General features: G+C 67.5%; 25 protein-coding genes. 14 read left to right on the forward strand and 11 right to left on the reverse strand.

From position 1 onward, the window contains the following. From JOZ00_RS02950 to JOZ00_RS02980, 7 genes are all read left to right on the forward strand, one after another. Positions 1-729, forward strand: a 729-nt coding sequence (locus tag JOZ00_RS02950; protein WP_293339396.1) for an AAA family ATPase, incomplete at its 5' end; no start/stop codon positions are given. A 104-nt stretch (positions 730-833) separates the two neighbouring features. Next, entirely contained in the window at positions 834-1,712 is an 879-nt protein-coding gene (gene ttfA / locus JOZ00_RS02955) for a trehalose monomycolate transport factor TtfA (RefSeq protein WP_293339399.1), read from the forward strand. A gap of 55 nt (positions 1,713-1,767) precedes the next feature. After that, positions 1,768-2,541: an SDR family oxidoreductase gene (locus tag JOZ00_RS02960; RefSeq protein WP_293339402.1), complete on the forward strand. Its 774-nt coding sequence runs from the start codon at positions 1,768-1,770 to the stop codon at positions 2,539-2,541. Further along, positions 2,528-3,067 carry an orotate phosphoribosyltransferase gene (gene pyrE / locus JOZ00_RS02965; protein ID WP_293339459.1) on the forward strand — a complete coding sequence of 180 codons (540 nt, stop codon included), beginning with the start codon at positions 2,528-2,530 and terminating at the stop codon, positions 3,065-3,067. The genes JOZ00_RS02960 and pyrE overlap by 14 nt, the downstream gene beginning before the upstream one ends. A gap of 16 nt (positions 3,068-3,083) precedes the next feature. Further along, positions 3,084-3,983, forward strand: a complete 900-nt coding sequence (locus JOZ00_RS02970; protein ID WP_293339405.1) for a hypothetical protein — start codon at positions 3,084-3,086, stop codon at positions 3,981-3,983. Further along, the gene (locus JOZ00_RS02975) at positions 3,980-4,624 is read left to right on the forward strand and encodes an RNA methyltransferase (RefSeq protein WP_293339408.1); all 645 of its coding nucleotides are present in this window, start codon (positions 3,980-3,982) and stop codon (positions 4,622-4,624) included. Before JOZ00_RS02970 ends, JOZ00_RS02975 begins: the two co-directional genes overlap by 4 nt. A 128-nt stretch (positions 4,625-4,752) precedes the next feature. Continuing rightward, complete coding sequence (locus JOZ00_RS02980; RefSeq protein WP_293339411.1) at positions 4,753-5,871, forward strand: glycoside hydrolase family 76 protein; 1,119 nt, start codon at positions 4,753-4,755, stop codon at positions 5,869-5,871. Here JOZ00_RS02980 and JOZ00_RS02985 read toward each other — a convergent pair. After that, positions 5,852-6,541 (reverse strand): DedA family protein, encoded by a 690-nt coding sequence (locus JOZ00_RS02985; protein WP_293339414.1) that lies wholly within the window; start codon positions 6,539-6,541, stop codon positions 5,852-5,854. The two genes, JOZ00_RS02980 and JOZ00_RS02985, sit on opposite strands and share 20 nt — an antisense overlap. Before the next feature lie 115 nt (positions 6,542-6,656). Here JOZ00_RS02985 and fbaA point away from each other — a divergent pair, with 115 nt between their 5' ends. Next, positions 6,657-7,688: a class II fructose-bisphosphate aldolase gene (fbaA, locus tag JOZ00_RS02990; RefSeq protein WP_293339417.1), complete on the forward strand. Its 1,032-nt coding sequence runs from the start codon at positions 6,657-6,659 to the stop codon at positions 7,686-7,688. On the opposite strand, the gene JOZ00_RS02995 is transcribed toward fbaA, so the two are convergent. Then, positions 7,685-8,518: a hypothetical protein gene (locus JOZ00_RS02995; RefSeq protein ID WP_293339420.1), complete on the reverse strand. Its 834-nt coding sequence runs from the start codon at positions 8,516-8,518 to the stop codon at positions 7,685-7,687. The genes fbaA and JOZ00_RS02995 overlap by 4 nt on opposite strands. 122 nt (positions 8,519-8,640) lie before the next feature. On the opposite strand from JOZ00_RS02995, the gene JOZ00_RS03000 reads away from it, so the two are divergent. Next, positions 8,641-9,054, forward strand: coding sequence for a DUF3151 domain-containing protein (locus JOZ00_RS03000; RefSeq protein ID WP_293339423.1), 414 nt, complete (start codon positions 8,641-8,643; stop codon positions 9,052-9,054). On the opposite strand, the gene JOZ00_RS03005 is transcribed toward JOZ00_RS03000, so the two are convergent. The 3 genes from JOZ00_RS03005 to JOZ00_RS03015 are packed head-to-tail and all read right to left on the reverse strand — an operon-like array spanning position 9,051 to position 11,358. Continuing rightward, the gene (locus tag JOZ00_RS03005; protein WP_293339425.1) at positions 9,051-9,950 is read right to left on the reverse strand and encodes a cation diffusion facilitator family transporter; all 900 of its coding nucleotides are present in this window, start codon (positions 9,948-9,950) and stop codon (positions 9,051-9,053) included. The genes JOZ00_RS03000 and JOZ00_RS03005 overlap by 4 nt on opposite strands. A gap of 39 nt (positions 9,951-9,989) precedes the next feature. Next, positions 9,990-10,760, reverse strand: a complete 771-nt coding sequence (locus tag JOZ00_RS03010) for a site-2 protease family protein (protein ID WP_293339428.1) — start codon at positions 10,758-10,760, stop codon at positions 9,990-9,992. Positions 10,761-10,770: 10 nt separating this feature from the next. Then, positions 10,771-11,358, reverse strand: a complete 588-nt coding sequence (locus tag JOZ00_RS03015) for a peptidase M50 (protein ID WP_293339462.1) — start codon at positions 11,356-11,358, stop codon at positions 10,771-10,773. 161 nt (positions 11,359-11,519) lie between these two features. Here JOZ00_RS03015 and JOZ00_RS03020 point away from each other — a divergent pair, with 161 nt between their 5' ends. From JOZ00_RS03020 to JOZ00_RS03040, 5 genes are all read left to right on the forward strand, one after another. Then, positions 11,520-12,818 carry an adenylosuccinate synthase gene (locus JOZ00_RS03020; RefSeq protein ID WP_293339431.1) on the forward strand — a complete coding sequence of 433 codons (1,299 nt, stop codon included), beginning with the start codon at positions 11,520-11,522 and terminating at the stop codon, positions 12,816-12,818. After that, a complete protein-coding gene (locus JOZ00_RS03025; RefSeq protein WP_293339434.1) occupies positions 12,815-13,453 on the forward strand; it encodes a PaaI family thioesterase in 639 nt (212 codons plus the stop codon). Before JOZ00_RS03020 ends, JOZ00_RS03025 begins: the two co-directional genes overlap by 4 nt. 40 nt (positions 13,454-13,493) lie before the next feature. Further along, entirely contained in the window at positions 13,494-14,702 is a 1,209-nt protein-coding gene (gene purT / locus JOZ00_RS03030) for a formate-dependent phosphoribosylglycinamide formyltransferase (protein WP_293339436.1), read from the forward strand. An 85-nt stretch (positions 14,703-14,787) separates the two neighbouring features. Continuing rightward, a complete protein-coding gene (locus JOZ00_RS03035; protein WP_293339439.1) occupies positions 14,788-15,228 on the forward strand; it encodes a rhodanese-like domain-containing protein in 441 nt (146 codons plus the stop codon). 17 nt (positions 15,229-15,245) lie between these two features. Next, positions 15,246-16,460 (forward strand): O-succinylhomoserine sulfhydrylase, encoded by a 1,215-nt coding sequence (locus JOZ00_RS03040; protein WP_293339465.1) that lies wholly within the window; start codon positions 15,246-15,248, stop codon positions 16,458-16,460. Here JOZ00_RS03040 and JOZ00_RS03045 read toward each other — a convergent pair. From JOZ00_RS03045 to JOZ00_RS03070, 6 genes are all read right to left on the reverse strand, one after another. After that, positions 16,457-17,836, reverse strand: a complete 1,380-nt coding sequence (locus JOZ00_RS03045; protein WP_293339442.1) for an NAD(P)/FAD-dependent oxidoreductase — start codon at positions 17,834-17,836, stop codon at positions 16,457-16,459. The genes JOZ00_RS03040 and JOZ00_RS03045 overlap by 4 nt on opposite strands. 901 nt (positions 17,837-18,737) lie before the next feature. Continuing rightward, positions 18,738-19,361, reverse strand: coding sequence for a hypothetical protein (locus tag JOZ00_RS03050; protein ID WP_293339445.1), 624 nt, complete (start codon positions 19,359-19,361; stop codon positions 18,738-18,740). Continuing rightward, positions 19,358-20,029 carry a TetR/AcrR family transcriptional regulator gene (locus JOZ00_RS03055; protein WP_293339448.1) on the reverse strand — a complete coding sequence of 224 codons (672 nt, stop codon included), beginning with the start codon at positions 20,027-20,029 and terminating at the stop codon, positions 19,358-19,360. The genes JOZ00_RS03050 and JOZ00_RS03055 overlap by 4 nt, the downstream gene beginning before the upstream one ends. A gap of 7 nt (positions 20,030-20,036) precedes the next feature. Then, positions 20,037-21,185, reverse strand: coding sequence for an acyl-CoA dehydrogenase family protein (locus JOZ00_RS03060; RefSeq protein ID WP_293339451.1), 1,149 nt, complete (start codon positions 21,183-21,185; stop codon positions 20,037-20,039). A 13-nt stretch (positions 21,186-21,198) separates the two neighbouring features. Further along, positions 21,199-22,383, reverse strand: coding sequence for an acyl-CoA dehydrogenase (locus tag JOZ00_RS03065; RefSeq protein WP_293339454.1), 1,185 nt, complete (start codon positions 22,381-22,383; stop codon positions 21,199-21,201). Positions 22,384-22,399: 16 nt separating this feature from the next. Then, positions 22,400-23,030 (reverse strand): SDR family oxidoreductase (locus JOZ00_RS03070; RefSeq protein WP_293339457.1); only part of this gene is annotated, 631 nt, incomplete at its 5' end.

Here is a 23,030-nt window from a genome sequence, read left to right on the forward strand (position 1 = left end):
GGCCCCACCGGTGTCGGCAAGACCGAGCTCGCCAAGGCGCTGGCCGACTTCCTGTTCGACGATGACCGGGCCATGGTCCGCATCGACATGAGCGAGTACGGCGAGAAGCACTCGGTGGCCCGCCTGGTGGGCGCGCCTCCGGGATACATCGGATACGACCAGGGCGGTCAACTGACCGAGGCGGTCCGCCGCCGGCCCTACACGGTGGTTCTGTTCGACGAGGTCGAAAAGGCGCACCCGGACGTGTTCGACGTGCTGCTGCAGGTGCTCGATGAGGGTCGGCTCACCGACGGCCAGGGCCGCACGGTCGACTTCCGCAACACGATCCTGATCCTGACGTCCAACCTCGGGTCGGGCGGCAGCGAGGAGCAGGTGATGGCGGCCGTGCGCGCGGCGTTCAAGCCGGAGTTCATCAACCGGCTCGACGACGTGCTGATCTTCGACGGCCTGAACCCCGAGGAACTGGTGCAGATCGTCGACATTCAGCTCGAGCAGCTGGCCAAGCGGCTCGCGCAGCGCAGGCTGGTGCTGGAGGTGTCGCTGCCGGCCAAGAAGTGGCTGGCCCAGCGCGGGTTCGACCCGGTCTACGGTGCCCGGCCGCTGCGTCGGCTGGTGCAGCAGGCCATCGGTGACCAGCTGGCCAAGCTGTTGCTGGCGGGCGATGTGCACGACGGCGACACCGTTCCGGTGAACGTCAGCCCCGACGGCGATTCGCTGATCCTGGGCTGACCGGACCGAGGGGACCATCCGAGCAGCAAGCGTTACCTGCTGTGATGGGGTTGTGACCTGCTGGGCTTCTTTATTCCGGGCCAATAGCAGATACCCTGTTTTGGATGGTCCCCCTTTGGTTCACGCTGTCCGCACTGTGCTTTGTCGGTGCGGCGGTGCTGCTGTACGTCGACATCGACCGCCGGCGCGGTCGCAGCCGGCGACGTAAGTCATGGGCGCGGTCGCACGGATTCGACTACGAGCGGGAATCGGCCGACATCCTCAAGCGCTGGAAGCGCGGGGTGGTCTCGACGGTGGGTGACGTCGCCGCGCAGAACGTCGTGCTGGGGCAGATCCGCGGCGAGGCGGTGTACATCTTCGACCTCGAGGAAGTCGCCACCGTGATCGCGCTGCACCGCAAGGTGGGCACCAACGTAGTGGTGGACCTGCGGCTCAAGGGGCTGAAAGAGCCTCGCGAAAGCGACATCTGGCTGTTGGGTGCGATCGGCCCGCGAATGGTCTACTCCACCAACCTGGACGCGGCCCGGCGCGCCTGCGACCGCCGCATGGTGACCTTCGCGCACACCGCGCCCGACTGCGCCGAGATCATGTGGAACGAGCAGAACTGGACGCTGGTCGCCCTGCCCGTCACCAGCACCCGCACCCAGTGGGATGAGGGCCTGCGCACCGTCCGTCAGTTCAACGACCTGCTGCGGGTGTTGCCGCCGCTGCCCGAGGAGACCCAGGCCGAAGCCGGAGCGCCCTCGGGGCTCCGCAACGCGTCGCCGAGCCGACCGCTGGCCCCCGCCGGGCGCGCCGAGTTGCCGCCGCGGCGTCCACAGCAGGATGTGGCCGGTCTGCTGGGCTCGGATGTGCAGGGGGGTCACCGCGCGGCCGAACCGCTGCGCCGCGACCCGAGCCGGTCGGAGGGTCGGACGGAGTCGTTCCGGCGTCCGCCGACCACGGGCCGCAACGGCCACCAGGCCACCAACTACCAGCACTGATATCGGTTCGGGTGGCGCCCGGGGCGGCTAGGCCCCGGTCATTAAACTGTCGCTCATGCCTCGCCCCGCAGCCCTGATCACCGGGCCTACCTCCGGGGTCGGGGCCGGCTACGCGCGACGCTTTGCAGACGACGGCTACGACCTGATTCTGGTCGCCCGCGACGTCGACCGGTTGACCGCAGTGGCCGGCGAGTTGAAGGAAAAGGGCGGCGCCGTAGAGGTTCTGCCCGCCGACCTGTCCGAGCCCGCCGACCGTGCCAAGGTCTGCGACCGCCTCGCCCAGGGAGTGCGCGTCCTGGTGAACAACGCCGGCCTGGGGACGTCCCGCGAGTTGTGGAACATCGATCCCGCGCTGCTGCAGCGCCAGCTCGACGTCAACGTGACCGCGGTCTTGCATCTCACCCGCGCGGCGTTGCCGCCCATGCTCGACGCCGGCGCCGGGACCGTCATCAACGTCGCCAGCGTCGCCGGTCTGCTGCCCGGCCGGGGGCCGAGCTACTCGGCGTCCAAGGCGTGGGTCATCTCGTACACCGAGGGGTTGGCCGCTGACTTGCGCGGCACCGGCGTCGGCGTGCACGCCGTGTGCCCGGGGTTCGTGCACACCGAATTCCACGAGCGGGCGGGGATCGACGTCAGCAAGCTGCCGTCGTTTTTGTGGCTGGAGGTCGACGATGTGGTCGGTCAGAGCCTGGCCGACGTCGCCCGCGGCAACGTGATCAGCATTCCGGGCCTGCAATACAAGACCATCATCGCGGCCGAGCGGATGATCCCGCGGACCGTAATGCGTGCGGTGACCGAACGATTCGGGGGTGGCCGTGGCCGACGCTGATCTCAAGGAACTCGCCGAGTTGGTGCGACAGCTGTCGGTGGTGCACGGCCGCGTCACGTTGTCGTCCGGCAAGGAGGCCGACTACTACGTCGACCTGCGCCGGGCCACCCTGCACCACCGCGCCTCGCCACTGATCGGCAAGCTGCTGCGCGAGCTGACCAGCGACTGGGACTATGCGGTGGTGGGCGGCCTGACCCTGGGCGCCGACCCGGTCGCCACCGCCATCATGCACGCGCCGGGCCGCCCGATCGACGCCTTCGTTGTGCGCAAGTCAGCGAAAACTCATGGCCTGCAACGCCTCATCGAGGGGTCCGAGGTTGCCGGCAAGCGCGCGCTGGTCGTCGAGGACACCAGCACCACGGGATCGTCGGCGCTGACGGCGGTGCGCGCCGTCCGGGAAGCGGGCGGACACGTCGTCGGCGTGGTCACCGTGGTGGACCGTGCCACCGGCGCCGCCGAAGCCATTGAGGCCGAGGGAGTTCCGTACCGCAGCGTGCTGGGGCTTGCCGATCTCGGACTGGGCTAGGTCACGAATCATCATCGTGCGCAACGTTATTGCGATGGCGGCCTGCGTGGTCGCCTGCCTGACGGGCTGCTCGGGGGCGAACCATCCCGTCAGCCCGTACGGAGCCCAGGGCGCACGGCTCGGCGAATCGCTGGCGCTGCTGGGCTGGAACATGTCGGTGTCGAACCTGCGCTGGGACGGCGACTACGTGCTGATCGACGTCGATGCGTCGGCAAAGGATCCGCATGCGCCGCACGCCAAACCCGAGGACATCCGCTTCGGGCTCTACGGCGCGCTGGCACACCCCATGGAGTCCGCCGCGACGGGCAGCTGCGACAACGCCGCGGCCGGCGCGCGCGATATCCCGCACCCGCTGTCGGCGTCGGCCGACCGGATCTCCGGCTCGGTATGCCTTGGGCCGCTGAAGGATCGGAGTCAGGTCCGCGGTGTCTACGGCTACTCGCCGCGCGACCGGATCCCGAACACCTCGGCGGCCTACCCGGTCGCATTTCCGGTGGGACTGCTGCCGACGAACGCCAACGACACCGGTTTGGTGGTCAAGACCACCAGCCTGTCGGCCTGGCGGGCCGACGGCACTCCGGTGACCCAGGCGCAGCTCGGTGATCCCGCGGCGTTCAGCGGCAACGGTTACATGCTGCTCGGGCTGCAGGCCGACGCGCTCGCGGCCCGTTACCGCGACGACTCCGCCAAGCGCGGCGGCCCGATGATGCTGCTGGCGTCGCCGGCGCCGCCCGGCGGCGGGACGAACCCGGCCTGCGCGGCCTACGGATCGTCGGTGCTGATCCTGCCCGACGCGTCGCTGGACGCGGTCCGAGTCAGCGCGTCGTTGTGCACGCAGGGCGAGATCAACCAGGCCCTGCTGTATGCGACCGTGGCGATCGACGGCACGCACGCCGGTGTGTGGACGCAGCGATGAGCGACATCGGGCCCACCGAATGGGCGATTCCGTCCGCCGGGGTCGGGCCGTGGACCGGTGAGCTGCCCGACGATCCGCGGTATGACCCAGTTCTGTTGCGCGAGGGCGATACTCGCAACGTCGTCGACGCCTACCGGTATTGGACCCGGGAGGCGATCATCGCCGACATCGATCGCCGTCGGCACCCGCTGCATGTGGCGATCGAGAACTTCGGTCATGACGCGAACATCGGCTCGGTGGTGCGCACCGCCAATGCCTTCGCGGTGCACACCGTGCACATCGTGGGGCGGCGGCGGTGGAATCGCCGCGGCGCCATGGTGACCGACCGCTATCAGCGGCTGTGCCATCACGACAGCACCGCCCAACTGATGGACTTCGCCGCCGCGGCCGGGTTGACCGTGGTCGCGGTGGACAACGTACCTGGCGCGGCGCGGCTGGAGGAGGCGGCGCTGCCGCGGGAGTGCCTGCTGGTGTTCGGTCAGGAGGGTCCGGGCATCACCGACGACACGAAGACGGGCGCGGCGCTGACGGTGTCGATCGCCCAATTCGGTTCGACGCGCAGCATCAACGCCGGCGTCGCGGCCGGGATCGCTATGCACGCCTGGATCCGACAGCACGGGGACCTGTCCCGGGCTTGGTGACTCGTGCCTCTCGACGCCCTCGAGTGTGCACTGGCGGCGGGATTTCGGCCGATTTCCCGCCCTGAATTCACACTCAAAGCCAAGGATGCACACTCGACGCCCCCGCCTCATGGGGCAGGATCGACGGTATGGATCAGGTATGGATCAACCGCGCGGCCAGCGCCGAAGCCGCTGTCGCGCAACGGCACCTGAAACGGCTCTGGGCGCTGCCCGGAACCCAGCTGGGCGTGGTCGCGTGGCCGCCCACGCGGCGGGATCGGCTGTTCGGCACCTGGCATTACTGGTGGCAGGCGCATTTACTTGATTGCCTAATCGACGCGCAGCTGCGTGACCCGCAGCCGCATAGGCGCACCAGCATCAACCGGCAAGTCCGCTCGCACCGGCTGCGCAACAACCTCTCCTGGGTCAACAGCTACTACGACGACATGGCCTGGCTGGCGCTCGCGCTGGAACGCGCCGCCAGGATCGCGGGCGTCGAACGTCATCGCGCGCTGCCCAAACTCGCCGACCAGTTCGTGAAGGCGTGGGTGCCCGAGGACGGCGGCGGCATCCCGTGGCGCAAGCAAGACCAGTTCTTCAACGCCCCGGCCAACGGACCGGCGGGCATCTTCCTCGCCCGCTACGGGGACCGGCTCAAGCGGGCCGGGCAGATGGGCGACTGGATCGACCGCACGCTGATCGATCCCGACACCCACCTGGTGTTCGACGGCATCAAGGGCGGATCGCTGGTCCGCGCGCAGTACACCTACTGCCAGGGCGTGGTGCTCGGGCTGGAAACCGAACTGGCGGCGCGCACCGGCGCGGAGGTCCGGGGCCGGCACGCCGACCGGGTGCACCGGCTGGTCGCGGCCGTCCACGAACACATGGCGCCGTCGGGCGTGCTCGCCGGCGGGGGCGGCGGGGACGGCGGCCTGTTCGCCGGGATCACCGCGCGATACCTCGCGTTGGTCGCCACCACCTTGCCCGGTGACTCGGCCGACGACACCCTGGCCCGCGATACCGCCCGCACGATCGTGCTGACCAGCGCGAAATCCGCGTGGGACAACCGGCAGACCGTGGACGGGCTGCCGCTCTTCGGGTCGTTCTGGGACCGCGACGCGCAGCTACCCGGCGCGGGCGGTCAGCAGGCGCGGTTCGTCGCCGGTGCGGTGGAGAGTTCGTCAGTCGCGGAGCGGGATCTCTCCGTGCAGCTGTCGGGCTGGATGCTGATGGAGGCTGCCCACAGCGTCACTGCCGTGACGGCTTGACGGTCGGCTGGTCCGAGTCCGACTCTTTCGCCCCGCGACGCCGCCCCCGGTAACCCCGCCACGCCGCGATGAACGCCGGTATCAGGGACACGAACAGGATCACCAGGATGATCTTTTCCAGGTTCTGGTGAACGTAGGGCACGTTGCCCAGGAAGTAGCCGACCAGCGTCACGCCACCGCCCCACAGGATGCCGCCGACGATGTCGAACGCCAGGTAGACCGGGTAGCGCATGTAGGAGACTCCGGCGACCACCGGTGTGAAGGTCCGCACGAACGGCAGGAAGCGGGCCAGGATGATGGCCCAGGGACCGTACTTCTCGAAGAAGGCGTGCGAGTCGGTTACGTAGTGCTTCTTGAAGAACCTGGAGTCTTCTTTCCTGAACAACGCCGGTCCGATCCGGCGGCCGATGAAGTATCCGCACTGATCACCGAGGATCGCGACGAGGGCGACGGCCGGCGCCAGCACCCAGATGTCGAGGGTCCCCTTGGCGGCCAGCAACCCACCGGTGAACAACAGCGACTCGCCGGGCAGCAGCGGGAACAGCAACCCCGTCTCGACGAAGACGATGATCAGGATCGTCGGCAGCACCGCCGACGCGAAATAACCCGTCGGGCCGATCCATGTCATCGGGTCGAGGATGTCGGGCAGGGCCGTCACGGCAGTACTCACGGTGGTTCAAGATACCGCCGGCAGTCGCCGGTTTAAGGAAAAACCTGGTTAACCGCGCCGCGCGAACCTCCTTCGCGTTCGATACTGGGTGGACCAAGGCTTCAGGAGGAATCTCATGCCCATCGCAACGCCCGAGGTCTACGCCGAGATGCTGGAACGCGCCAAGGAGGGCTGCTATGCCTTCCCTGCCATCAACTGCACGTCATCGGAGACTGTCAACGCGGCGATCAAAGGCTTCGCCGACGCCGGCAGTGACGGGATCATCCAGTTCTCCACCGGTGGCGCGGAATTCGCCTCGGGTCTGGGAGTCAAAGACATGGTGACCGGGGCCGTGGCGCTCGCCGAGTTCACCCGCGTCATCGCCGACCGGTATCCGATCAACGGCGCCCTGCACACCGACCACTGCCCGAAGGACAAGCTGGACACCTACGTCCGCCCGCTGCTGGAGATCTCGGCCAACCGGGTGGCCGCCGGCCAGAACCCTTTGTTTCAGTCCCACATGTGGGACGGCTCGGCGGTACCCATCGACGAGAACCTGACGCTGGCGCAGGAACTGCTGAAGGCGGCGGCCGCCGCCAAGATCGTCCTCGAGATAGAGATCGGCGTGGTGGGTGGTGAGGAGGACGGCGTCGCCAACGAGATCAACGACAAGCTGTACACCACGCCGGAAGACTTCGAGAAGACGATCGACGCGCTGGGCCACGGCGAGCACGGAAAGTATCTGCTGGCAGCGACTTTCGGCAACGTCCACGGCGTCTACAAGCCGGGCAACGTCAAGCTGCGCCCCGACATCCTCGACCAGGGGCAGAAGGTGGCGTCAGCCAAGCTCGGCCTGCCCGACGGATCCAAGCCGTTCGACTTCGTGTTCCACGGCGGCTCGGGCTCGCTGAAGTCGGAGATCGAGGAGGCACTGCGCTACGGGGTGGTGAAGATGAACGTCGACACCGACACCCAGTACGCCTTCACCCGTCCGCTCGCCGGCCACATGTTCAGCAACTACGACGGCGTGCTCAAGGTGGACGGCGAGGTCGGCAACAAGAAGGCATACGACCCGCGCAGCTACCTCAAGAAGGCCGAGGCTTCCATGACCGAGCGAGTTGTGGAGGCCTGCAACGACCTGCACTGCGCCGGGAAGTCGGTCGGCTAGCTAGCCGACTGGCAGATCTTCCACTGGTCGTCGCGATACTGCAGGTCGAGGCTGCGCGTCGAACGCAGCGCCGGGTCGTATGCCATGAACGTGGTGACGTTCGCCTCGGCGTGCTGGCCGTTGACCACCACCTGGTCGATGCTTGCGATCACCGGGTACTGCTTGGCCGCTGAGACCCGGCGGTAGCTTTCGTCCCACCCATGCTCGTCGTAATCGGCGTAGCCGTCGCGGGTGGTGCCGCACGTGATGGTGCGCAACGTGGTCAGATCGCCTCGCTGGATCGCGATGTCGAAGTTCTGGATCGTGTGCCGAACCTGGTCTTCGGCAGACGCTTTCGCGTGCTTGCTCTTGGTCAGCAGCACGGTGCCCAGGATGGCGATCGCCGCCAGCGCCAGCACGATCACGATCAGTGCCAGCACCCAGCCCCAGTTGAATTGCCTGGGCGGCCGGACCTTTTCACCGGGCCTGGGCGGGATCGATTGTGGGACAGCCGCTTTGGGGGGCACCCCCATGTGCGCCGTCTGGCCGTCGGGTGGCGTGGCGAAGACTTCGGTGGCCGGCTCCGGGGTGGTCGCGATGACGGTGGTCTCTTTCGCGTCGAAGCCGGGCGCGGTGAAACGACGCTCGCGCTGCGGACCGTCCGGAATGTCTTGCGGGCCGCTGGCCGGATCGGGTCTGTTGATCACCTCGGTCTCGGTCTCGGGGTCGTTCGGGACCAGTGGGACGATCTCGGTGGCGTCCTCGTGGGAGGCTTCTCCGGTTGCTTCCCGCGGGTCGAACCCGGGCCGGTTGGGTGCGCCGCCGCGGTCGGGTTCGGATGGGTTGGGCATGACTACTACTGTCCTCCCGCTGTCGAGTGGGATAGTTGGAGAGCTTAGCGACCCGCCCGCGTGTTAGGGCGATAGCGGAGGTCCGGCACTCCGGCGCGGCGAGGCAACTGCAGAATAGAGCCATGACGCCGATGGGAGATCTGCTAGGCCCCGATCCGACTCTGCTGCCCGGTGATCCCGAGGCCGAGGTGGAACTGAGCACCGGGGAGAATCCGGGCATCGTTGCCGCCGCGCATCCGGCCGCGTCGGTGGCGTGGGCGGCACTCGCCGAGGAGGCGCTGGCCGAGGACAAGGCCATCACGGCCTACGCCTACGCGCGGACCGGCTACCACCGCGGCCTGGACCAGCTGCGCAGGAACGGCTGGAAGGGGTTCGGGCCGGTGCCCTACGAGCACGAGCCCAACCGCGGCTTCCTGCGATGCGTGGCGGCGCTGGCGCGCGCCGCCGACACGATCGGCGAGACCGACGAGAACCAGCGGTGCCTGGATCTGCTCGACGATTGCGATCCCGCGGCGCGGAAAGCGCTTGGCCTCTAGAACGTTTCGGTGCAGTCCTCGGCGCTGTCGGCGCATTCGATCTGCACCGTGGCGTGGTCCAGTCCGCGGGCGTGCAGCACCGCACGCGCGTCGTTGAGCACCCGGGCGGAGTCCCCGGCGCTGGTCAGGTGTGCCGTGCACACGTCCTTGCCCGGTGACAGCGTCCACACGTGCAGGTCATGCACCCCGGTGACGCCGTCGACGGCGCCCAGCGCCGAGCGCAGCTCCTCGACGTCGATGTGGGCCGGCGACGTTTCGGACAGAATCCGCAACGCGGCGCGCGCCAGCGAGATGGCGCGGGGCAGCACCCAGAGGGCCACCAGGATGGCGACCACGACGTCGGCGTAGGGCCATCTCGTCGTGATCGTCACGACGCCGGCGATCAGCACGCCCAGGCTGCCGACGGTGTCGGCGACGACTTCCATGTACGCGCCCTTGACCGCCAGGCTGCCCTCGGAGTGCGAGCGCAGCAGCAGGGCCACCACGAAGTTGGCGGCCAGCCCGGCCAGGGCCACCACGACCATCGGCACGCCGGGGACCGACGCGCCCGTCCCGAGCCGTTCGATCGCTTCGTAGAGGATGAACAGCGCCACGCCGACCAGCAGCACCGCGTTGGCGACCGCGGTGAAGACCTCGGCGCGGTGCCAGCCGTAGGTGCGGTCCGGCGAGGTGCTGCCGCGCTTGGCCAGCATGACCGCGGCCAGGCCCATGAACACGGCGACGACATCGGTCAGCATGTGCCCGGCGTCGGCCAGCAGCGCCAGCGAATTGATCAGCAGCGAAGTGGTGAGCTCAACCACGAAGAACGTCGCCAGAATCCCGGCGGCCATGATCATGCGGGGGATCATCCGAGAGGCGTCAGCCTCGGCGGGGGTGTGACTGTGTCCAGCGCCCATGCCGAGCAATATATGCGTACTAACGCATATATGGCAAGGCTAAATCCACTGGCTCCAGAACCGAGTCAGACGGTTGCCGAACATCGCCAGCTGAGCGGAGTTGCCCGAGAGTTGGAACAGCCAGCCCACGAACTCGACCAGCCCATGATTCACTGCGGGCGCTAAGAACAGGAACAACAGGATGAACAGGCCGTACTGCTTGAAAGGCGCCACCGCGCGCTGGGTCTCGGGGCTCAGGTGCGGTTCCAGGGCGTCGTAGCCGTCCAGGCCGGGGATGGGCAACAGGTTCAGCACGACGGCCATGATCTGCAGGAACCCCAGGAAGGCAACTCCAGCCCAAAGCACCCAGTGAGCCATGTCGAAGAAGAACCGGGTGATGATCAGCAGCAGCACCGCCAGCACCAGGTTGGCCGCCGGACCCGCCAGGCTGACCAGGGTGCGACGGGCGGGGGTCATGAACCAGGTCCGCACATACACCGCGGCGCCCGGCAGGCCGATTCCGCCCAGCGCGATGAAGATCATCGGCAAGAGCAGCGACAGCGCGGGATTGCTGTAGCGCCGCGGATCCAGCGTCAGATAGCCGCGCACCGCCTCGTCGTGGTCGCCGAATCGCCATGCGGTCGCCGCGTGGCCGAATTCGTGCAGACACAGCGAGACCAGCCAGCCGGCGACCACGAAGATGAACACCCCGGCGTAGGACATCGGCTTCACCGTCGCCCCGGCCAGCCACGCCAGCACCCCGCCGACCGCGGTCGCCGCGATCAGGGCCAAGAAGATGGGGCTGGGCCGCACCGAATCTTTGGCTTTCACGGCGAGAAAACTACCGGACCAGCAGCCAGCCTTCGACGTTGCGGTAGAAGGTCGATCGGCGCATCACGCGTGGCACGGGCACTCCGTCGCGCACCACGGCGACGCCGGTGCTGCCCAGCTGCGCCGCCCGCCCCGCGATCCAGCCGCGCCACCTCCGCTGCGCGACCCGGGCCCGCAGGCCAGGCGCGGTCAGCGTCGGCTCGATGTCCACGCCGACGACGTCGCCGTCGAACAGCTGCGTGTCGTCGACGGTCGCCTCGCCGTGCAGCAGCGTCCCGTCGTCGGGCGGCAGCCAGCGGGCCCGCCCGACGACCACCGACCCGGTGTCGTCGCGGATCAGCGGCACCCGGTGCGCGGAACCGTGGAGCGCCCGGCGCGCGGCGCGGCGTCCGGCGGGCAGGCGGTAGACGCGGGTTGCGGCGGTGCGGCGGCGCGGCACGTACGCCACCTCGACGTCGAGCCGGCCGGCCCGCAGCAGCCGACTCAACAGCGCGGCCAGGTCGGCATCGGTGCCCACCGCCACGACCCTGCGGTAAGCCCCTATCGCAGAGTCGATTTCGGCGTGCGTGTCGATCCGTTGTGCGGGTAGGTCGCCCAGGGCGCGTCCGGGCCGATGCTCGCCGAAGGCCAGGACGACCCGGCTGGCGCCGCTGTCGGCCGTGTTCAAGACACTCCTCGCAAATCGCTTCCGATAGGGTGGGTCACCGGCTGGACCACAATATGCAGGCTTAAACACGCGGGATCAGGTGGGAGCAAGTCATGCCGGCAATCGTCCTCATCGGCGCCCAATGGGGCGACGAGGGCAAAGGTAAAGCCACTGACCTGCTCGGTGGTCGCGTGCAGTGGGTGGTGCGGTATCAGGGTGGCAACAACGCGGGCCACACGGTCGTCTTGCCCACGGGCGAGAATTTCGCGTTGCACCTCATTCCGTCGGGTGTGCTCACCCCCGGTGTCACCAACGTCATCGGCAACGGTGTGGTGGTCGACCCCGGTGTGCTGCTGGACGAGCTGAAGGGCATCGAAGACCGGGGCGTCGACACCTCGAGGCTGCTGATCTCCGCCGACGCGCACCTGTTGTTGCCCTACCACGTCGCCATCGACAAGGTCACCGAGCGCTACATGGGCAACAAGAAGATCGGCACCACCGGCCGCGGCATCGGGCCCTGCTACCAGGATAAGATCGCCCGCCAGGGAATCCGGGTCGCCGACGTGCTCGACCCCGAGGTGCTGAACCACAAGGTCGAGGGCGCCCTGGAACTCAAAAACCAGATCCTGGTCAAGGTCTACAACCGCAAAGCGCTCGACCCGCACCAGGTCGTCGACGCGCTGCTACAACAGGCCGAGGGGTTCAAGCACCGCATCGCCGACACCCGCCTGTTGCTCAACAACGCGCTGGAGGCTGGCGAAACCGTCCTGCTGGAGGGTTCGCAGGGCACCCTGCTCGACGTCGACCACGGCACGTATCCCTATGTGACGTCGTCAAATCCGACCGCCGGTGGCGCGGCCGTGGGTTCCGGGATCGGCCCGACGCGGATCACCACTGTGCTCGGCATCCTGAAGGCCTACACCACCCGCGTGGGCTCGGGCCCGTTCCCCACGGAGCTGTTCGACGAGAACGGCGAATACCTGTCCAAGACCGGCGGCGAATTCGGTGTCACCACCGGCCGGCGCCGCCGCTGCGGCTGGTTCGACGCCGTGATCGCCCGGTATGCGACCCGGGTCAACGGCATCACCGACTACTTCCTGACCAAGCTCGACGTGCTGTCCAGCCTGGAAACGGTCCCGGTGTGCGTGGGCTACCGCGTCGACGGCAAACAGACCGACGAAATGCCGATGACCCAGAGCGACCTGCACCGCGCCGAGCCGATCTACGAGGAGCTGCCCGGCTGGTGGGAGGACATCTCGGACGCACGCGAATTCGACGATCTGCCCGCCAAGGCACGTGACTACGTCTTACGGCTGGAAGAGCTTGCCGGAGCACATGTTTCGTGCATCGGCGTGGGTCCGGGGCGGGATCAGACGATCGTTCGGCGCGACGTGCTGCAGGCTCGCCCGTGACGGAAGCGGATCCGAAAGCACTAGACCCCGAATACGAACACCACGGCGGCTTTCCCGAATACGGGGTGGCCAGCCCGGGCCCCGGCTTCGGGCGATTTGTGAAGGCGATGCGCCGGCTGCAGGACCTCGCCGTGTCGGCTGACCCCGGTGACGACGTCTGGGACGACGCGGCCGACCGCGTCGCGGCGCTGGTGGAGCTGCTGGGCCCGTTCAAAGCCGATGAGGGCCAGGCGCCGGCCGGGCGGACGCCCGACCTGCCGGGCATGGGCAGCCTGCTGCTGCCGCCATGGACGTTGACCCGCTACGAGCCCGACGGTTGCGAAATGCGGGGCCAGTTCACCCGGTTTCACGTCGGCGGCAACATGGCGGTGCACGGCGGTGTGCTGCCGCTGCTGTTCGACCACATGTTCGGGATGGTCTCGCACGCGGCGGGCCGGCCCATCAGCCGGACCGCGTTCCTGCACGTCGACTACCGCAAGATCACCCCGATCGACGAGCCGCTGGCGGTGCGTGGCCGGGTCACCAGCACCGAGGGACGCAAGGCGTTCGTGGCGGCGGAACTCCTCGACGGCGACGACACGGTGCTGGCCGAGGGCAACGGCCTGATGGTGCGCTTGCTTCCTGGTCAGCCCTGACGTCGGCCTCGCTTTCTCGAGACCGACCTATCCTTGAGCGGTGATGGACGGCGTGACCGAAGGATCGGACGAGAAAACAACCGCGATCGTGGTGCCCTCGCAGGCCCCGGCCGCCAAAGTCGACGTCCGGCCGCGCGTGCTGCTGTTGGGCTCTGGTGAGCTCAGCAGGGAGCTGACGATCGCGTTGGGCCGCCTGGGCGCCCGGGTGATCGCCGTCGACGAGCAACCGGACGCGCCCGCGCACGGCGTCGCCGACGAGTCGGTCGTGATCCCGATGTCCGACGCCGACCAGCTGGCGGGAGTCATCCGGCGACTGCAGCCGGACTTCGTGGTGACGGCCGGCGACGCGGTCGCCGTCCAAGCGCTCGAGGGCGTCGGGCCCGGCGGTCCCCAATTGGTGCCCAGCGCTCGCGCGGTCCGGCTGACCGCCGACCGGGAGGGCCTACGCCGCCTGGCCGCCGACGAGCTGGGGCTGCCCACCGCGCCGTTCTGGTTCGCGGGCTCGGTCGGTGAGCTGCAGGCGGTCGGCGCGCACGCCGGCTATCCGCTGCTGGTGAAGCCGGTGGCGGGGGCGGCGCCGCCGGGAGAGTCCGTGATCGCGGGACCGGATGACATCGAGCCCGTCTGGCAACGCGTGGCGGGCGCCCGGCAACGGGTGCTGGCCGAGACGGTAGTCGAGGTCGAGTTCTACGTCACGCTGCTCGCGGTGCGCAGCGAGGGCCCGGACGGTCTGGCGATCGAATTCTGCTCGCCGATCGGGCACCGCGGCGTCAACGCCGAAGTGCAGGAGTCCTGGCAACCCCAGAAGGTGAGCACCTCCGCGCTGGACGCCGCCCGGTCGATCGCCGCACGCATCGTCAAGGCGCTCGGCGGGCGGGGCGTCTTCGGCGTCGAGTTGATGATCAACGGCGACGAGGTCTACTTCGCCGACGTCACCCCGCACCCGCCCGCGAGCGCCTGGGTGACCGCCCGCAGCCAGCGGCTCTCCGCCTTCGAACTGCAGGCCCGGACCATCCTTGGCCTGCCGGTGGACACCATGATGGTTTCGCCGGGCGCCGCCCGCGCGGTCGACTCGGTCGACCAACCGACCGCGGCCGCCCTGAACGGGGCCCTGAGTGTGCCCGAGAGCGACCTGCGCTCGTGCGGGCGGGGCTTTCACGCGCTGGCCACCGCGCCGGAGGTCACGGCCGCACGTGATCGCGCCAGCTCGGTCGCCGCCCGGCTGACTACGAAGGACTCGCGCGGCTGAGCCGGTCCTCGGCGCGTCGTGTGACCACGGCCTCGCTACGATCCGAGATCAGGTATTTCACGGCCGGGGGAGAGGTCAGACAGGCATGAGTACAGGGCACGCACGGTCCTACGCGGGAGACATCACGCCTCTGGATGCATGGAAGCTGCTCAGCGACAATCCCGACGCCGTGCTGGTCGACGTGCGTACCGACGCCGAATGGCGGTTCGTCGGTGTGCCCGATCTGTCCAGCCTCGGCCGTGAGGCGTTGTTCATCGAGTGGAATACGTCCGCCGGGGCGCACAACGCGAACTTCGCCGACGAGCTGCGACAGCAGATCCCGCCCACCGAGACGGGCGCCGATCGGCCGGTGGTCTTCCTGTGTCGCTCGGGCAACCGCTCCATCGGCGCCGCCGAGACCGCGACTGAGGCGGGCATCACGCCGGCCTACAACATCCTGGATGGCTTCGAAGGCCACCTCAACGCCAGCGGCCACCGCGGCGAGACGGGGTGGCGGGCCATCGGGCTGCCTTGGAAACAGGGATGAGCAGGGCTGATGCGCCCATGACCGACTCGGTTCGCACGCCCAAGGCACTGCCCGACGGCGTCAGCCAGGCCACCATCGGCGTGCGCGGCGGACTCCTGCGTTCGGAATTCGAGGAGACCGCCGAGGGGATGTTCCTGACGTCGGGGTATGTGTACCCGTCGGCGGCCGAGGCGGAGAAGTCGTTCAGCGGCGAGCTGGAGCGCTTCGTCTACTCGCGCTACGGCAACCCGACCGTGGCGATGTTCGAGGAGCGGCTGCGGCTGATCGAGGGCGCGCCCGCGGCGTTCGCGACCGCGAGCGGAATGGCGGCGGTGTTCACGTCGCTGGGGGCGCTGCTGGGTGCGGGGGACCGGTTGGTCGCGGCGCGCAGCCTGTTCGGCTCGTGTTTCGTGGTGTGCAACGAGATCCTGCCGCGCTGGGGTGTGGAGACCGTCTTCGTCGACGGTGACGACCTGGCGCAGTGGGAGAAGGCGTTGTCGGTGCCGACCACGGCGGTGTTCTTCGAGACGCCGTCGAATCCGATGCAGTCGCTGGTGGACATCGTCGCGGTCACCGAGCTCGCTCACGCGGCGGGCGCAAAGGTGGTGCTGGACAACGTCTTTGCCACACCGCTACTGCAGCAGGGCTTTCCGCTCGGGGTTGATGTGGTGGTGTACTCGGGCACCAAGCACATCGACGGTCAGGGCCGGGTGCTCGGCGGCGCCATCCTGGGCGACAAGGAATACATCGACGGCCCGGTGCAGAAGCTGATGCGGCACACCGGCCCGGCGTTGAGTGCGTTCAATGCCTGGGTGCTGTTGAAAGGCCTTGAGACGCTTGCGGTTCGCGTTGAGCACTGCAATTCCGCGGCGCTGCGCATCGCCGAATTTTTGGAGACCCATCCGGCGGTGAGCTGGGTCCGCTATCCGTTCCTGTCCTCGCACCCGCAGTACGACCTAGCGAAGCGCCAGATGTCCGGCGGGGGGACGGTGGTCACCTTCGGTCTCGACTGCCCGGAAAGTGCAGCCAAGCAACGGGCTTTCGAGGTACTGGACAAGATGCGGCTGATCGACATCTCCAACAACCTGGGCGACGCCAAATCCCTTGTCACCCATCCCGCGACGACGACTCACCGCGCGATGGGACCCGAGGGCCGCGCGGCGATCGGCCTCGGCGACGGTGTCGTCCGCATCTCCGTCGGGCTGGAAGGCACCGACGATCTGATCGCCGATATCGACCAGGCCCTGAGCTAGCCGGCCTGCTTCTCGGCCGTTTCGATCCGTTCGGCGGCAGCCAGCGTCCCCTCTTGCGCTTGTCGCTCCACCCAGTCCACCACCGGCCGGGCGTACATCATCTGGCTCGTTATGGCCATCTGGCCGCGGCTGCGGCCGAGGAATGAGATGCCCCAGGCGAACATGGCGGCGACGCGGTTGCGGTGGCCGACCAGGTAATAGAGGTGCAGCAGCAGCCAGGCGAGCCAGGCGATGAAGCCGCCGAACTCCAGCTTGCCGACCTTCGCGACGGCGCTGTAGCGGGAGATGAGGGACATGCTGCCCTTGTCGAAGTAGTTGAACGGCTGGCGGGTGGCGGGATCGTCTTGTCCCTTGACCGTCTGCTTGATGACGTTGGCCGCGTATTTCGCTCCCTGGATCGCACCCTGCGCCATGCCGGGGACGTCGGGTACCGACATCAGGTCACCGACGACGAATACATGCGGGTGTCCCTTAACGGTGAGGTCGGGCTCGACGATCACCCTTCCGGCGCGGTCGGTCTCGGTGCCGTCGGACTGTTCGGCGATTATTCGGCCCAGCGAGCTGGCCTGCACACCGGCCGCCCACACCTTGCATGCGCATTCGATGCGGCGCTCGCTACCGTCCTTGTCCTTGACCGTGAGGCCCATGTAGTCGACCGCGGTGACCATCGCGTTGAGCTGAACCTCGACGCCCATCTTTTCCAGCCGCCGTTGGGCCTTGAGGCCGAGGTTGGGACCCATGGGCGGCAACACGGCGGGCGCGGCGTCCATCAGGATGACCCGGCACTCACTGGGCGTGATCGTCCGGAATGCCCCGGCCAGGGTTCGCTCGGCCAGCTGGACGATCTCGCCGGCCAATTCGACGCCGGTGGGCCCCGCCCCGACCACCACGAAAGTCAGGCGACGTTTGCGCTCGGCCGGATCGATCGCCACCTCGGCGGCCTCGAACGCACCCAGGATGCGGGCGCGCAGCTCCAGGGCGTCGTCGATGGACTTCATTCCGGGCGCGAAGGCGGCGTACTCGTCATGGCCGAAGTAGGACTGCTGTGCCCCGGCGGCCACGATCAGGCTGTCGTAGGGCGTCACCGTGTCCATGCCCATCAGGTGCGAGGTGACCGTCTTCGTGGTCAGGTCGATAGCCGAGACCTCGCCCCACAGCACCCGGACGTTCTTCTGCTTGCGCAGCACGAGCCTGGTGGTCGGCGCGATGTCGCCTTCGGAGAGGATCCCTGTCGCCACCTGATACAGCAGTGGCTGGAACAGGTGCGAGGTCGTTTTCGAGATCAGGGTGATGTCGACGTCGGCGCGTTTGAGCGCCTTTGCCGCACTCAGTCCGCCGAATCCGCTTCCGATGATCACGACGTGATGGCGCGGCATACTCGTCCCTTCCGGTACTTGTCCCACGGGCGCCGGTGTTCCCAGCGCATGTCTACCGTACGACTCCACCGGACGAACGTCGCGTGCGACTTTGGGACATCACCCGACTGCGGACATCACGAAATGGCGAGTTGCCTCAGCCGATTGGGGTCACGCTATCCGAAATACGTTCAGGCAACTGGAGTTTGGCGAAACTCGGGCGCGATCCCGGCGCAGTAGCCCCCTCAAGCTTCTGCGACACGGATCGGCCGGCTGCCTGTGCTGAACCGGCCGGCGCGCGAGGACTCGCGAAAGGTGCTGTGCGGCAGGGTGTTCCCAACCGGAGCCCCGGTAGATATAGGTTTCTACCGCGGCTCCGGTTGGCCACATTTCCGATCTTCGCTGCGCGAAGAATTATTCGAACGAATAGTCCACGTAATTTCGTGAAATCGTTCGATTAGTACGCTTTTTACGGCACGCAGGTAAGACCCGGTCCGCAATCAATGGTCACTGGAAACGTGCACGCCGAGGCCGTGGAAGCCGCGAAGGCAAGAATCACAGCGACGATGATTTTGCTGGAGAAACGTGACATAACAAAACCCCCTTCGTCAGGAGACGATGTCTGAATGCCCGACCTGGCGAAGTCTACGTGTTCAACACACGTCAGCCAACGGATTTCGCGAAATGAGTACGGGCTTTTCGGCGCCAGAACTGAACGCTTGGTTGCAAGGGATTTCCGCCCGGACGTCATTTGAGTTGATGAATCTAAAAATGGGGAAGTAACGGCTTTAACCGGCCGTATGTCGAGGCGCGGGCCTGCATTCATATGACTTCGTATTTCGGCCATTCGGCGGGCCTGTCGGGCCGGATATGAATTGAATGCAAATACGGAACATATCGCGGGTGCCGGTGGGCCGGTCCGCTAGAAGGGCCACCCGGCGGCATTGCCCTTGAACTTGCCGTTGAGGTCGGTGCAGAAGTCGTCTGCGGTGCCGGCCAGCATGACGTAATAGGTTTCCCCGGCGCGGCTGCTGAAGTTGTTGGGAGTGGCCCAGCCGCTGTTGCACATCGAGGTGTCCGAGCCGGCGGAAGCCCTGCGCCAGTTGGTTTTGGCGCAGCCGGCCAGGTCGTCGACGTTGGGGGTTGCGCTCTTGGCCGCGACCAGCATTGCGCCGCCCCACAACCCGTCGTTGCGCCGAAATGCCCGCGCGCCGAAGCCGGCGTTGTTGGCCTGGCACGCCAACGCCCGGCGCAGCAGCGAGAAGGGCGCCGCGAGCTGCTGATTGGAGACCGATGCCGCCGCCGTGATGTATTGGGCCGCGGCCGAGCCGTCGATCTCCTGGACCACGTTGGGATTGCCAAAGCTGAACAGCTGCTGCGAGATTCCCTGCGCTGCCGCGCTGCCACCGCCGATGATCGCCCCGCCGCCGCCGGGTGTCATGGGTGGCAGCGTGACGGTGTCGGCCACCGCCGTCGGCGCACCGACCGCGACACCCAGTGTCAGCGCCGCGACGAGGCCACGGATCCGATAGGCGTTAGCTTTCATGGCTTTAATTCCAGCACGTGTGCGTAGTCCGCGCGACGGATGTCCAGAATCAACGCGTTGAGCACGTGGCCGGTCTGCAGCCCGATGTATTCGTCGACGGTGTAGGCCGGCCCGAAGTGCCAGTGCTTGAGCGCCCAGCCGTGGGCCAGCAGCACGATGTCCAAAACGGTGAGGTCGGCGTCGACATCGCGGAAAACGCCGCGGGCGATGCCTGCTTCGATCACCGCGCGCAGCGGTGCGGCCGTCGCGATTTCGAGTTCCTTGATCTGGGTCCGGCCCGGCGCTGCGAGCGTCCGGCTCTCCCGGTAGGTCAGCACCACCCCGTCGAGATTCTCGTCGACGATCTTGATGTAGCGGCGGATGCCCGCGACCAACTGGTCGACGACGTCGTCGCCGGCGGCCTCGATGACCGGGGCAAGTTGATCTCGGAACACATCGAGAATCCGCACGATCGTCGCGAGCAGCAGATCCTCCTTGCCACCGAAGTATTTGTAGATCAGGCCGACGCTGACCTTGGCCTCGGCGGCCAAGTCCTGCATGGACATCTGGTGGAACCCGTTTTGTCCCATCACTTTCACCGCGGCGTCGAGCACCTGGCGGCGACGCGAGCTGGCCCGGGCCGCGCGCACCGCCTCCTCGACGGGAAGATCGCTGTAATCGGTGGCCACAGCCGACCTAGATGCCCAGTTCCTTGGCGATGATCGTCTTCATGATTTCGTTGGTGCCGCCGTAGATCGTCTGGATGCGGGCGTCGACGAAGGCCCGTGCGACGCCGTACTCCCGCATGTAGCCGTACCCGCCGTGCAATTGCAGGCAGCGATCGGCGGTGCGCAGCTGCAGGTCGGTGGTCCACCATTTGAGCCGCGCGGCCCGCGCGGCGGTCAGGTCGCCCGTGAGGTGCTCGGCGAGGCAGTCGTCGAGATAGGTTCGGGCGATGTCGATTTCGGTGGCCAGCTCGGCGAGCACGAATTGGCTGTGTTGGAAGCTGGCGATCGGAGAGCCGAATGCCTTGCGCTCACGGACGTAGTCCAGGGTCTCGGCCAAGATGGTTTCCGCGGCGGCCACCGCGCCGACGCCCAGCGCCAGCCGCTCCTGCGGCAGGTTTCCCACCAGCTGATAGAAGCCCTTGCCCTCTTCCTCGAGGAGATTCGCTTGCGGCACCCGCATATCGGTGAAGGTGAGCTCGCTGGTGTCTTGGGCGTGCAGACCGATCTTTTCCAGGTTGCGGCCGCGGGAAAAGCCCGGGGTGTCGGCCTCGACGACCAGAAGCGACAGGCCCTTGTGCCGATCGGGTGAGGTGCGCACCGCGATGACGAAAAGATCGCCGCTTTGTCCGTTGGAGATGAAGGTCTTTGCGCCGTTGACGACGTAGTCGTCGCCGTCACGCACCGCCGACGTGCGGATCCCGGCCAGGTCGCTGCCGGTTCCCGGCTCGGTCATGGCGATGCCGAGCACCGTCTCGCCGGTGACCACACCGGGCAGCCACCGTCCCTGTTGCTCGGGTGTCGTCAGATCGGTGAGATACGGCAGCACGATGTCGTTTTGCAGCGTGAAGGAGATGGACTCCGCCGCCGCACCCGCACGCTGAAGCTCGTCGATGACGATTGCGTTGTAACGGAAGTCGTCGACGCCCGGGCCGCCGAGCCGCTCGGGCACCGTGAAGCCGAGCAGCCCGAGCTTGCCCGCCTCGGTGAACAGCGAGCGGTCCCACTGTCCGTCGCGTTCCCAGTTCTCGTGGTTGGGCACGACGGTCTGCTGCACGAAATCGCGCACCATCTCCCGGAACTGGTGATGCTCGGACGTGTACTGAAGGCGTGCGGCCATCTGGTTTCTCCTGTCAGCGGAAGGCATCGCTACCCGTGAACGCCTGGCCGAGAACGAGCTGGTGCATCTCCGGTGTGCCCTCATACGTCAGCACGGATTCCAGGTTGACCATGTGCCGGATGACGGGGTATTCCAGCGATATTCCGTTGCCGCCCAATATGGTTCGCGCGGTCCGGCAGATCTTGATCGCTTCGCGGGTGTTGTTGAGCTTGCCGAAGCTGACCTGTTCGGGCCGCAGCCCGGGGCCGTCCTTGAGCCGGCCTAAGTGCAGCGACAGCAAGTGCCCCTTGTGCAGCTCGACCGCCATGTCGACGAGTTTGGCCTGGGTCAGCTGGAATCCGGCGATGGGACGGCCGAATTGGGTGCGCTGCGTGGCGTAGTCGAGAGCGGCCTGCCAGGCGGAGCGCGCCGCGCCCATCGATCCCCAGATGATGCCGTAGCGCGCTTCGGACAGACAGGACAGCGGACCCCGCAGCCCGGTGGCCTCGGGCAGCATCGCCTCGGCGGGCACCCGCACGTCGTCGAGCACCAGCTCGCTGGTGATCGATGCCCGCAGCGACAGCTTGTGGTGAATCGTGTTGGCGGTGAATCCCGCTGTCTTGGTGGGAACGACGAAACCGCGGATCCCATCGTCGGTGGCGGCCCACACGATCGCGACATCGGCGAGCGAGCCATTGGTGATCCACATTTTGCGGCCGTTGATCACCCAGTCCGAGCCGTCGCGCTTGGCCCGCGTCTTCATCGCGGCGGGGTCGGACCCCACGTCGGGTTCGGTCAGTCCGAAGCAGCCGAGCAGTTCGCCCGCGGCCATCCCGGGCAGCCACTCCTGCTTCTGTTCTTCGGATCCGAACTTCCAGATCGCGAACATCGCCAGCGAGCCCTGCACCGAGACCATCGACCGCAGGCCGGAGTCGGCGGCCTCCAGCTCGACGCAGGCCAGTCCGTAGTGCACGGCGGAGGCCCCGCCGCACCCGTAGCCCTGCAGGTGCATGCCGAGCAGACCGAGTTGGCCGAACTGTTTGGCGAGCTCGCGTACCGGAAGGTCGCCGATCTCGAACCACTCCGCGACGTGGGGGAGAACATGTTCGGCGCAGAACTGCCTGACCGTGTCGCGCACCGCGAGTTCGTCGTCGGACAGCGAGGCATCGAGCCCCAGCGGGTCGTACCGGTCAAAGGCGGGAAGTTTGTCAGTGCTCATAGCAGCCAGCCTGCCACTAACCAGCCATCGTCAAACCGCCGCTGACGCTGATCACCTGTCCGGTGATGAACGACGCGGCGTCGGACGCGAAGAACAGCACCGCGGCGGCGACCTCCTCCGGCCGGGCGAGCCGGCGAAACGGGATCGCCTTGATCAGCGCCTCTTTCAACTTCTCGGGTTGCGCATGGAACAGCGGGGTGTCCGTCGGGCCGGGGCACACGCAGTTCACCGTGATCTGGTGGCGAGCCATTTCCCGTGCCAGCGACTTGGTCAGCGCGATGACCCCGCCCTTGGCGCCGGCGTAGATGGATTCGCCGGCGCTGCCCACCCGGCCGGCGTCGCTGGCCAGGTTGACGATGCGTCCGCCGCCGTGCGACTCGATCATGCCCGGCAGGAAGGCCTTGCAGACATGTACCGGCCCCAGGTAGTTGATTGCCACCACCTTGGTCGCGAATTCCGGTGTCGCATTGAGGAATTGGTCGGTGCGGTCCCAGCCGGCGGCGTTGACCACGATGTCGGGCACGCCGAGCTCGGTGTTGATCGTGTCCCGCAGGGCATCGACTTGGGAAGGGTCGGCGACGTCGGCCGCCAGCGCGCTGATCAGCTCGGGGCGCTGTTGGGCGGTGGCCGCCGCCGCGGCCTCGTCG

This window comes from Mycobacterium sp. (genome assembly GCF_019243155.1).
Taxonomy (GTDB): domain Bacteria; phylum Actinomycetota; class Actinomycetes; order Mycobacteriales; family Mycobacteriaceae; genus Mycobacterium.

Coding starts and splice junctions, on each gene's coding strand:
- JOZ00_RS02995 (WP_293339420.1), bottom strand. CDS start 8,518: ATGCCCAACCCATCCGAACCCGACCGCGGCGGCGCACCCAACCGGCCC.
- JOZ00_RS03035 (WP_293339439.1), top strand. CDS start 14,788: ATGAGTACAGGGCACGCACGGTCCTACGCGGGAGACATCACGCCTCTG.
- JOZ00_RS03060 (WP_293339451.1), bottom strand. CDS start 21,185: ATGGCCGCACGCCTTCAGTACACGTCCGAGCATCACCAGTTCCGGGAG.
- JOZ00_RS03040 (WP_293339465.1), top strand. CDS start 15,246: ATGACCGACTCGGTTCGCACGCCCAAGGCACTGCCCGACGGCGTCAGC.
- JOZ00_RS03065 (WP_293339454.1), bottom strand. CDS start 22,383: ATGAGCACTGACAAACTTCCCGCCTTTGACCGGTACGACCCGCTGGGG.
- JOZ00_RS02980 (WP_293339411.1), top strand. CDS start 4,753: ATGGATCAGGTATGGATCAACCGCGCGGCCAGCGCCGAAGCCGCTGTC.
- JOZ00_RS02960 (WP_293339402.1), top strand. CDS start 1,768: ATGCCTCGCCCCGCAGCCCTGATCACCGGGCCTACCTCCGGGGTCGGG.
- JOZ00_RS03045 (WP_293339442.1), bottom strand. CDS start 17,836: ATGCCGCGCCATCACGTCGTGATCATCGGAAGCGGATTCGGCGGACTG.
- JOZ00_RS03000 (WP_293339423.1), top strand. CDS start 8,641: ATGACGCCGATGGGAGATCTGCTAGGCCCCGATCCGACTCTGCTGCCC.
- ttfA (WP_293339399.1), top strand. CDS start 834: ATGGTCCCCCTTTGGTTCACGCTGTCCGCACTGTGCTTTGTCGGTGCG.
- JOZ00_RS02975 (WP_293339408.1), top strand. CDS start 3,980: ATGAGCGACATCGGGCCCACCGAATGGGCGATTCCGTCCGCCGGGGTC.
- JOZ00_RS03020 (WP_293339431.1), top strand. CDS start 11,520: ATGCCGGCAATCGTCCTCATCGGCGCCCAATGGGGCGACGAGGGCAAA.
- JOZ00_RS03005 (WP_293339425.1), bottom strand. CDS start 9,950: ATGGGCGCTGGACACAGTCACACCCCCGCCGAGGCTGACGCCTCTCGG.
- JOZ00_RS03050 (WP_293339445.1), bottom strand. CDS start 19,361: ATGAAAGCTAACGCCTATCGGATCCGTGGCCTCGTCGCGGCGCTGACA.
- fbaA (WP_293339417.1), top strand. CDS start 6,657: ATGCCCATCGCAACGCCCGAGGTCTACGCCGAGATGCTGGAACGCGCC.